The sequence below is a fragment of the Pseudomonas sp. P20 genome (assembly GCF_016463925.1).
Taxonomy (GTDB): Bacteria; Pseudomonadota; Gammaproteobacteria; order Pseudomonadales; family Pseudomonadaceae; genus Pseudomonas; species Pseudomonas aeruginosa.
The window spans coordinates 1-13,415 of record NZ_JAEMVM010000028.1 but is presented as its reverse complement, the minus strand read 5'-3'; the positions used below and the strand labels follow the sequence as shown (position 1 = coordinate 13,415).

13 protein-coding genes and 2 pseudogenes are annotated in these 13,415 nt (G+C 63.4%); 3 read left to right on the top strand and 12 right to left on the bottom strand.

From position 1 onward, the window contains the following. Positions 1 to 16 precede the first annotated feature (16 nt). From asnB to JHD77_RS25875, 3 genes are all read right to left on the bottom strand, one after another. Complete coding sequence (gene asnB, locus JHD77_RS25885) at positions 17 to 1,849, bottom strand: asparagine synthase (glutamine-hydrolyzing) (RefSeq protein ID WP_012613433.1); 1,833 nt, start codon at positions 1,847 to 1,849, stop codon at positions 17 to 19. 624 nt (positions 1,850 to 2,473) lie between these two features. Further along, positions 2,474 to 2,611 carry a PA0050 family protein gene (locus JHD77_RS25880; RefSeq protein ID WP_031755845.1) on the bottom strand — a complete coding sequence of 46 codons (138 nt, stop codon included), beginning with the start codon at positions 2,609 to 2,611 and terminating at the stop codon, positions 2,474 to 2,476. Between the two features lie 61 nt (positions 2,612 to 2,672). Next, positions 2,673 to 2,813 carry a PA0050 family protein gene (locus JHD77_RS25875; protein ID WP_003083582.1) on the bottom strand — a complete coding sequence of 47 codons (141 nt, stop codon included), beginning with the start codon at positions 2,811 to 2,813 and terminating at the stop codon, positions 2,673 to 2,675. 609 nt (positions 2,814 to 3,422) lie between these two features. Here JHD77_RS25875 and JHD77_RS25870 point away from each other — a divergent pair. Both JHD77_RS25870 and JHD77_RS25865 read left to right on the top strand, forming a co-directional pair. After that, positions 3,423 to 5,084 (top strand): hypothetical protein, encoded by a 1,662-nt coding sequence (locus JHD77_RS25870; protein WP_003114581.1) that lies wholly within the window; start codon positions 3,423 to 3,425, stop codon positions 5,082 to 5,084. A 281-nt stretch (positions 5,085 to 5,365) separates the two neighbouring features. Next, positions 5,366 to 5,749: a helix-turn-helix domain-containing protein gene (locus JHD77_RS25865; protein WP_003118492.1), complete on the top strand. Its 384-nt coding sequence runs from the start codon at positions 5,366 to 5,368 to the stop codon at positions 5,747 to 5,749. A 14-nt stretch (positions 5,750 to 5,763) separates the two neighbouring features. Here JHD77_RS25865 and JHD77_RS25860 read toward each other — a convergent pair whose 3' ends face one another. The 4 genes from JHD77_RS25860 to exoT all read right to left on the bottom strand — a co-directional run bounded on the left by JHD77_RS25860 (position 5,764) and on the right by exoT (position 9,365). Then, positions 5,764 to 6,429: a DUF799 domain-containing protein gene (locus JHD77_RS25860; RefSeq protein ID WP_003083573.1), complete on the bottom strand. Its 666-nt coding sequence runs from the start codon at positions 6,427 to 6,429 to the stop codon at positions 5,764 to 5,766. Further along, positions 6,426 to 6,779 carry a DUF4810 domain-containing protein gene (locus JHD77_RS25855; RefSeq protein ID WP_003083569.1) on the bottom strand — a complete coding sequence of 118 codons (354 nt, stop codon included), beginning with the start codon at positions 6,777 to 6,779 and terminating at the stop codon, positions 6,426 to 6,428. The genes JHD77_RS25860 and JHD77_RS25855 overlap by 4 nt, the downstream gene beginning before the upstream one ends. Before the next feature lie 30 nt (positions 6,780 to 6,809). Next, positions 6,810 to 7,496 (bottom strand): CsgG/HfaB family protein, encoded by a 687-nt coding sequence (locus tag JHD77_RS25850; protein ID WP_003104306.1) that lies wholly within the window; start codon positions 7,494 to 7,496, stop codon positions 6,810 to 6,812. 495 nt (positions 7,497 to 7,991) lie between these two features. Further along, positions 7,992 to 9,365: a T3SS effector bifunctional cytotoxin exoenzyme T gene (gene exoT / locus JHD77_RS25845; RefSeq protein ID WP_003118491.1), complete on the bottom strand. Its 1,374-nt coding sequence runs from the start codon at positions 9,363 to 9,365 to the stop codon at positions 7,992 to 7,994. Between the two features lie 163 nt (positions 9,366 to 9,528). On the opposite strand from exoT, the gene JHD77_RS25840 reads away from it, so the two are divergent. Continuing rightward, entirely contained in the window at positions 9,529 to 10,938 is a 1,410-nt protein-coding gene (locus tag JHD77_RS25840) for an MgtC/SapB family protein (protein WP_073647740.1), read from the top strand. 270 nt (positions 10,939 to 11,208) lie between these two features. On the opposite strand, the gene JHD77_RS25835 is transcribed toward JHD77_RS25840, so the two are convergent. The 5 genes and pseudogenes from JHD77_RS25835 to JHD77_RS25815 form a co-directional block, all read right to left on the bottom strand. Then, the gene (locus JHD77_RS25835; RefSeq protein ID WP_003083536.1) at positions 11,209 to 11,604 is read right to left on the bottom strand and encodes a hypothetical protein; all 396 of its coding nucleotides are present in this window, start codon (positions 11,602 to 11,604) and stop codon (positions 11,209 to 11,211) included. A 180-nt stretch (positions 11,605 to 11,784) separates the two neighbouring features. After that, a pseudogene (locus tag JHD77_RS25830) lies at positions 11,785 to 11,981 on the bottom strand (transposase); the annotation flags it as partial. A gap of 49 nt (positions 11,982 to 12,030) precedes the next feature. Next, complete coding sequence (locus JHD77_RS25825; RefSeq protein WP_123789209.1) at positions 12,031 to 12,279, bottom strand: hypothetical protein; 249 nt, start codon at positions 12,277 to 12,279, stop codon at positions 12,031 to 12,033. A 313-nt stretch (positions 12,280 to 12,592) separates the two neighbouring features. Then, the gene (locus tag JHD77_RS25820) at positions 12,593 to 13,126 is read right to left on the bottom strand and encodes a hypothetical protein (RefSeq protein WP_169311240.1); all 534 of its coding nucleotides are present in this window, start codon (positions 13,124 to 13,126) and stop codon (positions 12,593 to 12,595) included. 171 nt (positions 13,127 to 13,297) lie between these two features. Next, a pseudogene (locus JHD77_RS25815) lies at positions 13,298 to 13,393 on the bottom strand (transposase); the annotation flags it as partial. Positions 13,394 to 13,415: the final 22 nt, after the last annotated feature.

Here is a 13,415-nt window from a genome sequence, read left to right as displayed (position 1 = left end):
ACGCCCCGCGTCACGCTCAGGCGGAGAGCCCGTACAACCTGAGCCAGCCTTCCAGCGCCAGCGCGGTCTCCAGGTTGTGGCGGCTCACCTGGGTGTTGAAGTACCCCTCCGGATGCTCCAGTTCGGCGGCCAGGAACTCTCGCGAAACGATGCCGAACACCGGGTTCGCCGCGTCCTCCAGCAGGCGCCGCACGCTCCCGCGCAGGAAACGCTCGTAGCCGAGGTTGGCAGAAGTCGGATAAGGGCTCTTGCGGCGCTTGAGCACGGCTTCCGGGACATAGTCGGCGCAGGCCCGCTTGAGCAGCCACTTCTCCTCGCCGTCCCGGCTCTTGATCGACCAGGGCACGTTGTAGACGTACTCCACCAGCTCATGGTCGGTGTAGGGCACCCGCACCTCCAGGCCGTTGCACATGCTCAGGCGATCCTTGCGTTCGAGCAGCAGCACCATCCAGCGCTTCAGATGCAGGTGGCTGAACTCGCGCATCCGCCGCTCCTCCGGGCTGTCGCCGGCCAGGTGTTCGACCTGGCGCAGCCCATCGTCGTAGCTGGCCTGCTGGTACTGGAGGAGATCGCAGCGGCGGTTGAAACCGGCGTCGATGAAGCCGGCCGGCAGGCGCACCCTGGAGGCCCAGGGGAAGCGCGCCGCAGCCACCGCCTGCGGATCGCGGAACCAGCCGTAGCCACCGAACAGCTCGTCGGCGCCTTCACCGGAGATGGCCACCGTGGAATGCCGGCGGATCTCGCCGAACATCAGGTGCAGCGAGGTATCCATGTCGCCGAAGGTGAAAGGTACGTCCTTGGCCCGGAATACCTCTTCGCGCGCTCGTTCGCAGACCAGTTCGGCATTGTCGATGAGCACGGTGCGATGACGGCTGCCGATGTACTGCGCGGCCAGCAGGGCGAACGGCTGGTCCTGGTCGGGACGCAGGTCGTCGCTGCGGAACTGCTCGGCCTGGCCGACGAAGTCCACCGAGAACGAATTGATGTCGCCGCCGTGCTCCGCCTTCGCGATGCGCTGGGCGATGCCGGTCAGGGCGGTCGAATCGAGCCCACCCGATAGCAGCGAACACACCGGAACGTCGGCGTGCAATTGCGCCCCCAGGGCGCGGGTGACCAGTTCGCGGGTGCGCTGCACGGTGCTCTGCAGGTCGTCGGCATGCTCCTGGCGGCGCACCTCCCAGTAGCGGCGCAACTTCGCCTGGGAATTGGGACGCCAGGACAGCAGGTGGCCGGGCAGCAGTTCCTGGACCTCGCGGAACGGCGTCTGCGAAGTGCCCCGGGACAGCGTCAGGAGGTCGACCAGGCCGACCGCGTCGAGCCTGGCGGCGAATTCCGGATGCGCCAGGATGGACTTGATCTCCGAGCCGAACAGCAGTCCCTCGCGGTGCCGCGCGTAATACAGCGGCTTGATGCCCAGGCGGTCGCGCACCAGCAGCAGGTGGCCGTCGCGGCCATCGAAGACGGCGAAGGCGAACATCCCGGTCAGGTACTCGCAACAACGCTCGCCCCATTGCAGATAGGCGTGCAGGACCACCTCGGTATCGCTGCGGGTGCGGAACTCATGTCCGGCCCGGCGCAACCGCTCGCGCAGGGCATCGTGGTTGTACACCTCGCCGGTGTAGACGAGGGTGACCTCCTGGCCGGTGGGAAAGCGATAGGACATCGGCTGCACGCCGCCGCTGAGGTCGATGACCGCCAGCCGCCGGTGACCCAGCAGGGCGTTGCGGTGCTTCCAGATGCCCTCGGCATCCGGCCCGCGCAAGGCGAGCGTATCGGTCATGGCGAAGATCGCCGGAAATTCGTCGTCGAGCTTGCGCGTGTAATCCACCCAACCCGCGAGACCGCACATAGGGAAACTCCTCTAATTGATGTTTATCGGGAAACTCATCCAGAGAACATGCTGAAAACATCCGTGCGGCCGGACGATTTCCGGCGTACGAATGCTTCGCCCAAGGCGGTCGATGTATGAACTTTTCGAGGACCTGAAGATAAGCAGTTTCGGCAGGCCTGCGCCCAAGGAAGGCCAATGATAGAACAGGAAAAAACGTGGCCGAGTTAATTAATATCTATCTAAATCTGGTAGCTGTTTTTAAAAAAACAAAGGAAAAACAACAATCTACAAAATTAATGAAATATCCTGAAACATCATTACGCGGCTCTACAACCAGATATTACAGGGTCGTTCACGGCTCTTTCCAAAGACTTAGAAGGCTAATCCAATTAAACTTATAATTGCTTTACGGCAATCATATGAATAGCCAACTAAGCAAATGACTACAACAAACTCAGATCGTACAACTATTGAATATAAGAGTTGTCCATCGACGCTGATTTCGTGGCAACGTTCGACGCGACGATGGACGAGCGGGAAAAGTAGGGCGGCGCGGGGAATGGAGAATTAAAGAAGGCAACTTCGAGCGAGCGATACATCCGGAAGCGGGCCCGCTGCACCGGGCCCGCCAGACGACCTACCTCAAGGGCATTCGCAGGTCGACGGACCGAACACCGGCCCGCTGCACGGGTCCTCGGACGGGCCGAAAACCGGGCACGCGGCCTGGGCGGTAAGAGAGAAGCCATAGAGCAGGAACACAGCCAACAGTACTTTCTTCATTTGCAACCTCCTGGTTGGTAATCGAACGCTCCCTGTCCCTGGTCGAGGGTACAGTCGGTCATCACGGGCACTCGCAGACGGTCGGTCCCAGCACCGGGCCCGCGCAGGGATCTTCCCCCGGCCCGAGCACCGCGCAGTCCGCCTGCGCCGTCAGCGAGAACATCCACAGCAGCAGCGAAGCCGCCAGCATCTTCCTTTTCATCTGACCTCCTTGGTCGAAACAGCGATCAACGATCCGTGTCCTTCTCCGAAAACAAGGGCATTTGCCTGCAGAAGGACCGAACGCCCGTCCGCTCGCGGCGCACCGCAAGACTCGCCGGCGAGCCGCCGGACCCCGGAGAGCAAAGACCAGCCCGAGCGAACGCGCCAGTGCGGTGGATTGCCGCAGCGCCAGCGAAAGTACCGGGGCAGGGGGCTTCGGCACCGGTTCGCCATCAACTTTTCCTATCCCCGGCGGCCACATAAATTCGTTGGACGCACCGCGCCGGCGCCTCCAAGAATGCCGCACGGGTGCGAAGTCCGGCCGTGCACCCACCGACGCCCCACAACAGCAAGAACAACGATCGGTGCATCCATGGCAAAGGACCTGACTTTCCCAGACGCCTCCGCGTCGTCCCGCAACCCTCCCTCCGCGCGCCTCCGTCTACCGGCGACACGCGCCCCCTAGCACCGCCCTCCCGTCCGCCACCGCAGCAACCCGCGACGCACCTTGCGTCGGTCCCGGCCCACGCCGCCGGCGGGCGCCGCTCGCCCGCGCTCCGCCCGCCGCACCGATCGACCCATGAACCGAACAAGAACAGGAGTCCACCCGATGCGCTACGCCCGTCACGCAAGCCGATACTCCCTCTTCACCCTGGCCGTCTCGGCAGCCCTGCTGCCCGGCGCCGGCTGGGCCGCCAACGGCGACCTCGCCGGCGCCCGCAAGCCGCCCAGCGTCGCCTGCTCCTGGAACCGCGAGGCAGCGTTGTCCTACGAGGAGCGCCGGCTCGACACGCCGCTGCCGTTCAGCGGCGCCAACGTCGTCACCCATGACCAGACGCCGCTGGCCGAGCGCATCGTCAAGGGCGCCGGCTTCGACGGCTTCGAACCGGCCTTCGCCAAGCGCCTGTGCGCCGCCGACGGCCGCACCCCGGTCACCAGCTACGCCAAGGCACTGAAGCTGGTCACCGAAGAGGGCCGCGCGCTGTGGCGCGCCGCCGTCGACCGGGCCCAGGGTCGCCGCGCCATTCCCGCCGGCGCGCTGCCGGCCAGCGATGACCGCATGCTCTACTGGACGCGCCTCTACATGACCCGCACCCTGCGCCAGTGGGCGCCATCCTTCCACCTCGGCAAGGCCCAGGCCCAGGCGCTGCAATGGCGCTTCGAACGCGCCTCGCGCGGACAGCTGGACATCGACCTGCCGCGCCGCTACGCCGCCGACGGCTCGCGCTACCGGCGGATGATCATCAGCGGCTTCGACGTCTTCACCCTGGGCACTCCCGGGACGGCGAACACCGGCCTGCGCAACGGCAACCCCTCGGGCGCCACCGCCCTTGCGCTGGACGGCCGCGAGTTCAGGCTGGCCGACGGCAGCCTGCTGCGTATCGAGGCCTACCTGTTGCCGGTCAGCTACGACCCGTTCAACCGCGGCATGCAGGAAGACACCCTGGGCCCCTGGTTCCGCCCCGGCCCGCGCCGGGTCGACGCCTCCATCACCATCAGCCAGGGCGGCGCCAACCAGTTCTGGCTGGAGGCCTGGAACGGCCGCTTCCACGGCTCCTCCGCCGGCAACGACGGCATCGTCTACTGCCCCGCCGACAGCGCTTTGCCCAACTACGTGCTTCCCCTGGGCAGCGTGACCAATCCCGGCACCGCGCCGATTTCCCTGCGGGGCTCCGGCTGCAATATCAACCCGCCGCGCCGCTGGCTCGGCTACGACAGCGCCAGCCGCTGGCGGCAGAACCTGCCGGCACAGTTCTCCAAGGCCTCGCTGCCGGTCCGCCAGTTGCTCGCCGCCGATACCTGGCGCGGCATCGAGCGGCCGCCGGGCGCTACCAGCCAGGCCGCGGAAGGCTTCGACGTCACCTGGCACACCAACTACGACTTCTTCCCCGATTGCGCCAACCCGCGCACCGAAAACGTACCGACCAACGGGGTGATGAACGCCATGCCCGATCCCTCCCTGGTGCTCCCGCCGAACCGACGGATCTGCGCGCGCAACGGCGGTGGCGGCGACTACCTGTCCAACGAGAGCGCCTACCGCAACACGGTGCTGCGCGACGCGTTCCGCCTGGAGATTCCCGCCGGGCACATCCATGTCCCGGTGATGAACAACTACTACACCGGCGTACCGGCGAGCGGCGGCGGCGCGCGCAACGACAACGCCATCAGCGACGCCCGCTACGAGGCCTACCGCAGCGCCATCGTGGCGCAGACCCGGGCGCTGCTGGTGGGCGTCGGCAACGCCCTGGCGCAGGGGGCGCAAGCGGACTAGTCCTCGCCAGGCGCAAGGCCCTCGCGTCCTATCGCTTCGCCGCGGAGCCAAACTGCCGCCGACGCAGGCCAACGGGACGGTAGCCCGTCGCTTCAGCCTCTACTGAATCGAAAAAGGCGGCACGCGGGGAAACCTCGGACTCACGACCCGGAGCTTTCCCAAGCCCGCGCCGGAACGGTAGGGCAGAGTCGAAGAGTGCGAACGCCGATGATGGAGACAACCGCCATCGCCCGCATCACCGGGGCGGTGGCAAGGATTTCCCCTGACTTGGAGAGTTTTCCATGAGCTTCGCGCAGAATCTCCTACGCCTACGCCAGCAGAACGCCCTGACCCAACGGCAGATGGCCGAGCGACTGGGCGTCACCGTGAGCCAGTTGCGGCACTTCGAAACCAAGGGCGGGCACCCGTCGCTGGTGGTGCTGCAAACCATCGCCGGACGTTTCGCGGTGCCCCTCGACTGGCTGGTCTGCGAGCGCAGCGAGCGGCAGGCGCTACCGGAAGACCTGCGCCTGCAGTTCGAGGCCATCGGCCGCCTGCGGCTGGACGAGCGGCGCGCCATCCGGGCGTTGCTCGACGACCTGATCCGCCAGTACATGGCCAAGCGCAACGCAGCGGCCAAGCCCCTCCCGGCGGCTTGCACCGAGGCCACGGAGACGTCCCCGTAGCCCCGGCGCACGGCTCAGTCGCTGCCGTACCTCGGCGAGCGCGGGCCGTACAACAGTCCGCCCGGCTGGCCGGCCGAGAGCAGGCGCGCGCTGGTCATCCCGGCGATCGGATAACCGGCGTCCTCCACCGAACTGTTAATGATCTGCTTGACCGCCGCGGTGATCAGCATGCCCACCAGGCCGCCGTTGTTGCCGCCGTTGCCTTCCTCGCTGGAGGCGGTCGCCGAGCCGGTCCACAGGGTGGTGCCGGATCGCAGGTCGACCAGCTTGGCGCTGGCGGTGACGATGGTCGCGCTGCTGATCACCATGTAGCGCGTGCCGTAGTCGCTCACCGTGACGTACAGCGCCGCGTCGGCGCCATAGATCTCGCGCAGCTTGGCCGGGGACACCTGGTGCACGTCGCCGGCGCTGGTCAGGCCGTTCTGGCGGAAGGTCTCGTCGGCCAGCGCCACCGGCACCACGTAGTAGCCGGCCTCGGCCAGCGGGAAGGTGACCTGCGAGAGCATGCTGTAGGTCGCCTTCACGTCGGGCGACTCGTTCAGCGGCGGCAGGACCAGGATCGAGCGCGGCTTGGCCTGCTTGAACGCCGAGTAGTCGACGCTCTTGGTCGGCGCGCAGCCGCCGAGCAGGGCCAGCAGGGTGAAACCGGCCACCAGGCCGGACAGTCGGGCGAGTTTCAACGGGCACCTCCACGGGCGTTGTTCAGGAGGAAGTCCATGTAGGTCGCCGACTCGGGAAACAGCGCCTTCTCGGTCTCGAACTCGCGGACCATCTGGTCGTCCTTGCCGATGCTGGAATAGAGCAGCCCCAGCTGGGCGTGGTAGCCCGGCGGCACCGCGCCGTTCTTCGCCCGGATCTTCTCGAGGTCGGCTTCCAGCGCCTGCGCCTGGGCCTCCTTGGATTCACCCTTGAAGTATTCGTGGACCTGGGCCTGGTAGCCCTCCCACTGGTACAGCGTCTTCGGTCCGCTGCACCCGGCCAGCGCCATGCTCCCCAGCAGCGCCGCCGTCCATGTGATCGTCTTGCTCATGTGTGCCGTGATTCCCTGGTTTCTAGTGGATTATTGGTTCTGTGGCTTCCAGGCCCCGCTATCGACCGCGTTGACCAACTTGTTCACCGCCTCGCGCATGGCCAGGTCGAGAACCTTGCCGTTGAGGGTCGAGTCGTAGCTGGCGGTGCCGCCGAAGCCGATCACCTCGCGGTTGGACAGGGCGTACTCGCCAGCGCCCTGGGTCGAATAGACGACCTCCGAGGTAGAGATGTTGACGATGTTCAGCGCCACCTTGGCGTAGGCGATCTGCGACTTGCCGCGGCCAAGGATGCCGAACAGCTGGCGGTCGCCGACTTCCTTGCGGCCGAACTCGGTGACATCGCCGGTCACCACGTAGTCGGCACCCTTCAGGCGCTGGGCCTGGCCCTTGATCGCCGCTTCCTGCTGGATCTCGCTCATGTTGTCGCGGTCCAGCACGTTGAAGCGATTGGTCTGCTGCAGGTGGGTAATGAGAATGGTCTTGGCCTGGCCGCCGAGGCGGTCGACGCCATCGGAAAAGATCCCGCGCATGTAGCTGGAGCGGTTGTCGAACTTGCCTACCGCAATCGGCGAACGCACGCCGCTGTAGGGTCGGTTGACGCTCTCGACCTGCTGTACCGGCAACGCGGTGGAGGTCTCGGTGGCGCAGCCCGCCAGGCCGGCCAGGGTGGCAACGGCGAGGAGCGGCAGTAGTGTTTTCTTGGCGCTGTGACTCATGGGGTTCTCCTGGAAAAAAACGCTATCGACGCGGAGCGGCTTCTAGCCGACCCGTGTGCGGAAAAGAGGGCGTAGTGAAAATCGAGGAAGGCCAGGCGGCACGGCGGCGCGCCAAGGCGAGGGGCGAAATGGGGTGGCCACGATTTCTTTCCTTGAAATACGAATGCGTCGATCAACCGGCGCTCCCGGCCGGCCTTGGAAATCCGAAAGAATCGTGCGGGAAGCGATGCACGAACCGTATGAGCCATCAATAGGCCATCTCGGTGGGCGGCAAAGTTACCACAGTTATTCCGATCGTTTCGTTATGCAGGAAGCATACTCGGAGAATTCTGACTGCGTCTCGTTCGCAGGATCGAGGTGGGACGCCGGGCACCGGTGTCCGCCACCCACCGGTGGCAGCCAGCCAGGCATCCTTGCCGCCCATTGCGCCCGACGCTGTACGGCGCAAACGAAAACGGACACCCCTTGGGAGTGTCCGTCTCTGCCGTCGACCGGTCAGGCCAGGTCGAGGCCGCGCATTCTCAGGCGCAGGTCCTGTTCCTGGGGCTTGCCTGAACGATCCGTCCCGGTTGCCAGGTCCAGGGCATCGAGCAGTCCCTCGCCGTGGCCGCTCCGTTCCCCCAGCGTAGCCTCTTCGAGCACCCGACGGGTCACACCCTGCCCATCCTTGGCGCTGAGAAGCACGCGCATGTCGGTCCCCTTGTCGTAGAGGATCTCCTGCTCATCGCCCTCGATCGATATCTCGCTGACATCGATCCCGGATCTGCCGAACAGGGTGGTTATCGTGCCCAGGCCCGCGAAGCTCCTGGCAACGCTGGGGTCCCGGGAGGTGGAGAGATAGCCGGCGTCGTGGCCGACCTGGCCCTCTTTCACCGCCTCGAAGGCATCCCTGCCCTGGGTGCCGCGGAAGGTCTTCACGACCTGTTCAGCCGGTCCGCTCTTTTCGAACGCGGCAGACATGCCCCGGTCGATCAACGCCTGGCCCGCATCCAGCTCTCGCCCCTGACGCAGGGAACGATTCAGGTGCTGGTACTCGCCGTTGGTATAGAGACCGAGCGCCATCACCTCGGCATCGCTGTACGGCCCGTCCGGGTGTTCGCCTAGGTACTGCTCCGCCTCCAGCCCGAAGTGCTCCACCAGGCCATCCGCCAGCGCCTTGTCGACAGGCTCGCCCTTTACCTCGCTCTCTACCGCGTGGCGCAACAGGGCGACCTTGTCCATTACCGCATGCAGTTGGACGGCGATTTCGCGCAGTTGCTCCGGGCTTGCGCTGAGTACATGCTGGCTGGCGGCACCGCCCGCGGTCCCCCACTGTTGCAGCGCGATCCCCCCAACGCTCTGTTCGAGCAGGCGGGCAGCCTGGGTACGGGAAGCCTCGATCCGGCTGCCATCGCGAATCCCGACCAGGGCGGTGGCCAGCGAGCGCAGGGCGCCGTCGCCGCTGGCCAGGCGCGTGTGATCCTTCGCCAGTCTCTCCGCTGTCAAAGTCGCCAGCTCGCTCGCCTTGCCAAGTCCGCCCAAGGTCAGGGGCAGTGCCTTTTGCAGCATCATCTGCTTGATCTCGGCGGCCGAGAGACTGGCGGCAGGCGGCGCGTCCTGACGGGAGAGCGGCGCCTGGGTGGAGGCGTGGGCACGGCTCCCCAGCAGTTTGCCCAGCCACTCGATGATCGCCACGAAGGGACGCGCGAGGGCGGCCCCCAGGCGGGAGAGCAGGCCCTCGCCCTTCGGTGCTTCCTGGCGCTGGGCCAGTTGTTGCGCCTCCCGGGGAGTGGCCACCTGGCGGGCCTCGACCTGTCCCAGGCGCCCGGCCACGGCCTGGCTCAACTCAGCCACGAAAGACGGGTTCTGCTGAGATGATTGAATATGCATGATGATTGACGTCTCCTGATGTTTCCCCGCCAGTCTAGGAACGAGGCGCCCCTCCGCCTATCAGGATTGGCCGTGGTTTTTTTACTGTTGGCGGCCGTCGGAGCACGCGGAAAGAGAACCGTCAGCGGCCGAAAAACAGCGGACTTTCCCTACGCCAGCTCCCGTGCGCCTACACCGGGGCGGAGAACCCGATGGATACCGGCGGCAGCGCCGGCCTCATGGCGGACGGCGTACCACCGTGCAGGCACCTCGGGGTCGTCTGCTGCTATGGTGCGCACAGGCACGTCGCCATCCTCTCTCCCGGCGAATGGAATCGAGCATGACGCTTTCCCTGGATCTGTTGTTGAGCCTGTGCACGGCCCTGGCCATCGGCCTTCTGATCGGCGCCGAGCGCGGCTGGCAGGAGCGCGACCACGAAGATGCGCGGCAGATCGCCGGAATCCGCACCTTCAGCCTGGCCGGCCTGCTCGGCGGCTTCGCCACCCTGCTCGCGGGCGAACTGGGCAGCGCGGTCTGGGTAGCCTTGCTGCTGGCCCTCGCGGCGCTGGCCGTGGCCGGCTACGTGAGCGACGTCAGGCGTGGCGGCGACCAGGGCATGACCACCGAGATCGCCCTGCTGATGACCTTCCTCCTCGGCAGCCTCGCCCTCACCGAACAGCGCCTGCTGGCTGCCGCCGGCGGCATCGTGCTGACCCTGCTGCTGAGCCTCAAGGACAAGCTCCACGCCCTGCTGAAGCGCCTGACCGCCGAGGAACTGTCGGGCACCCTCAAGCTGCTGTTCATCTCCGTGGTCCTGCTGCCGGTGCTGCCCAACCAGGGCTACGGTCCCTGGGCGTTCTTCAATCCCTACCTGACCTGGTGGATGGTGGTGCTGATCGCCGCCCTCGGTTTCTCCGCCTACCTGGCCATCCGCCTGATCGGCTCGCGCAAGGGCCTGTTGCTGACCGCGGTGCTCGGCGGCCTGGTGTCCTCCACGGTGATGACCCTGACCCTGGCGCGCCTGCGCGAGCGCATGCCCGACGCCCTGTTGGCGTGCGCCCTGCTGGCGACCTCGGCGCTGATGTTCCCGCGCATCCTCGTCGAGATCGGCGCGATCCACCCGGCCTTGCTGAAGGAACTGGCCCTGCCATTCGCCGCCACCACCCTCGTCTACCTTGGCGGCACGCTGTTCCACGCCCTGCGCGGCGGCCGCGCCAGCCAGGAGGCGCCCGACGAGCCAGGCCTGCGCAACCCCTTCGAACTGCTCCCGGCCCTGCGCTTCGCCGCCCTGCTGAGCGCGATCCTGCTGTTGGTGGAGGTCGGCCGGCGGCTGTTCGGCGATGCCGGCATCTACGCGGTCGCGCTGCTCTCCGGCCTCGCCGACGTCGACGCGATCACCCTGTCCCTGGCCCGCGCGGCGCAGGGCGAACTCGATCCAGGCGTGGCCAGCCGCGGCATCGCCCTTGCCGCCCTGAGCAACAGCCTGGTCAAGGCCGGCCTGATCGTGCTGGTGGGCGGCAAGCGGCTGGCCCTGCAAACGCTGCCCTTCAGCCTGGCGGGGCTGCTGGTAGGAGCGCTGCTGATCCTGCTGTGAGGCGCCGGGGAAAGCTCGGAGCGCCGCTGGACGAACGCGACGACAACCGCCTGGCGCCCCGCATCAACCTCCGCGGCTACTGGCTGCAACGGCCGGGTTTCAAGGCCAAGGACCGGACCAGGACCCGGGTGAGGCAGGGCGGCCTGGCGATCACGGCGGAGCGAGGGGAGGGGACGCCTCCGCGTTGGACTGAGGCGTCTCTGCGACGTCGGAGACAAGGCGGTGGCTGGCTGAGCCAATCGCCCTTTGCGGCGTGAAGGGCGCCTGGAACTAGCGGCACTCACCCCGCGCGGTCGCATCGACCACCCTGCCCGAGGCGTCGGCAAAGAACTCGTAGATACAGGTGTAATAGCCGCTCTGGTTGGCCGTGCCGGTCTTCTGGTTCAGGACCGAGCTGTTGGGCGTATTGCCATGACCCTGCTCGTAGTAGGTGTAGTCGTAGTCGTGGCTATAGTTTTCGTACTCCTTCCACACGTACTTCTGCCTGGCGGCATCCCCCGTCACGCGTTCCGGCTCGCCGAAGCGCTTGATCACGTCCTGGATCGGCAAGCCGATCCAGGACTGCGCATCGCTACGCGCGCGACTGCCATAGGCCTCCATGACGCACCCCGACACGCTGATCGCAAGGGCCGCCAGGGCGGTGAGTCTCAGAGCCAGTACCGGCATATGTGCTTCTCCTTCCATGGCGGCCTGCCTACGCGGCATCCCGCTCCCTTTGCGCGGGTCGGTGTGCTGTGAATGGTAGGGGGCCGGGGCCCGCCCGTTCAACGGGAGACGGCGGTTTCCGGTGTACTAGTACATTGGGGCGCTGTGCGACGGGAGCAGTAGAAAGTAGGGCCGGCAAGCCGCCAGGAGCAGATGGACATGGTTGGTCATCAGACAAATGCGTAGACCTTGATACCGAAGGCATCCTCGAGGTCTTGAGGGTCGGAGAGGTAGCGTTGGTAGTCCTCGTCCTCGGCGAATACCACTTGCCGATTGTGTCCCCGCTGGACCACGTGAAGCGGATAATTCGGTAAAACCACTTGCCCTTGCCTAGGCATCGCGGAGCCTCCTTACGGCGTCTGCGCTGGAGCCTCCTTGCTTAGAAAATTAGAGTAGGAAAATAAATCTGTCCCCTTTATGCTGCAGTTTCAATCCAGCCAAATGGGAGGAAAAATATTCTTTCAACCTTTTAATATCTGCTGAATTTAACTCACAAAAAAAATCCCCACTCAAAAATTTAGGAAAATCTTCGCGCAAATAAACATGAACAGAAAAACCAAAAAAATCACTCCCCATATCTTTGCTTTTTAGAGAGAAAACTATACTTCCTGCCTCAGTCTCTAATCTAGCGATCATGATTACTCTCATATCAAAATGGCAGACTGTCCCATCCTTGGCTACGTGTCATATTCCTTACCTCTTCCTTAGTGAAATTGCGCATAACAATCACAATCCAAGTCCCCCTTCCACAACTAGGTTAATAGTAGAAAAAGGGACAGATTTATTTTTACTACTCTAGTTTCGGCGACTGCGCCCACGCCGAACCCAAAGCGAATAACTCGCTAAACCATGCGCCCTTACCTAGGCATGTCGCCCCCTTGACGGAGCCTGCGCTGGAGCCTCCGTGTTCAGAAGTTAGGATAGGGAAAATAAAAACTCTTCCTTTATGTTAATAATTAGAAATAAGTTTATCTACGTACTCTTTACGGTATAAACCCAAATCAGCCTGCTCCATCATAAACTCTCTACTAACGAACTCGCCAAAATCAAAATTCGAATATACAGATCTCGTTTCATCCAACATAACCAAAACCCCTATCTCTTCTAAAACCTCTTCATACAGAACCCATGAGACCATATCTGAAAAAGCTACTATTCTACCTACCTCTCCAACTAAAACATGCTCTTCATATAAAGAAAACAGCCTATTCTCTATCTCAGTAAAATTAACTTCAAGCAGATCAACCTCATAAACCGAGGAGATCTCAAATTTATTTTTTTGGGCTACCAAAAAGCAGAAAAATATTTTTTTCGCACCACAATTAACGCTAACAAAAAATAACAATTTTAAAATACTCAAACTATATAGAGCCGATCTCTCAACAAAAAATGCCATCCCTTTCTTTACCTTAACAACATTATCTGGAAGCTTCTTTGAAAAGTCCATCAAACCACATAAAACATGCTGACAGGAACTATTCATATTACACCCCTAAGGATTTTCAAAACGAATCTTTACAGCAATATTTTTCTTATTATTTCCACCTATCTTTAGTTCCGCAGAAGGTAGCCCCGTAGTTTTTGATCTTGAGTAGAACGTGTATGTTTTATCTCCTTTAAATTAGAGTAGGGAAAATAAATCTGTCCCCTTTATGCTCTGCAGCCCATAACTTGACCAGGGATAGGCCGCCACATCGTCCACCATCCGCGCCCGAACAGGGTTCAGTTCGATGTACCGGCAACACGCCAGTTATAGCGACTTTCCCACAACG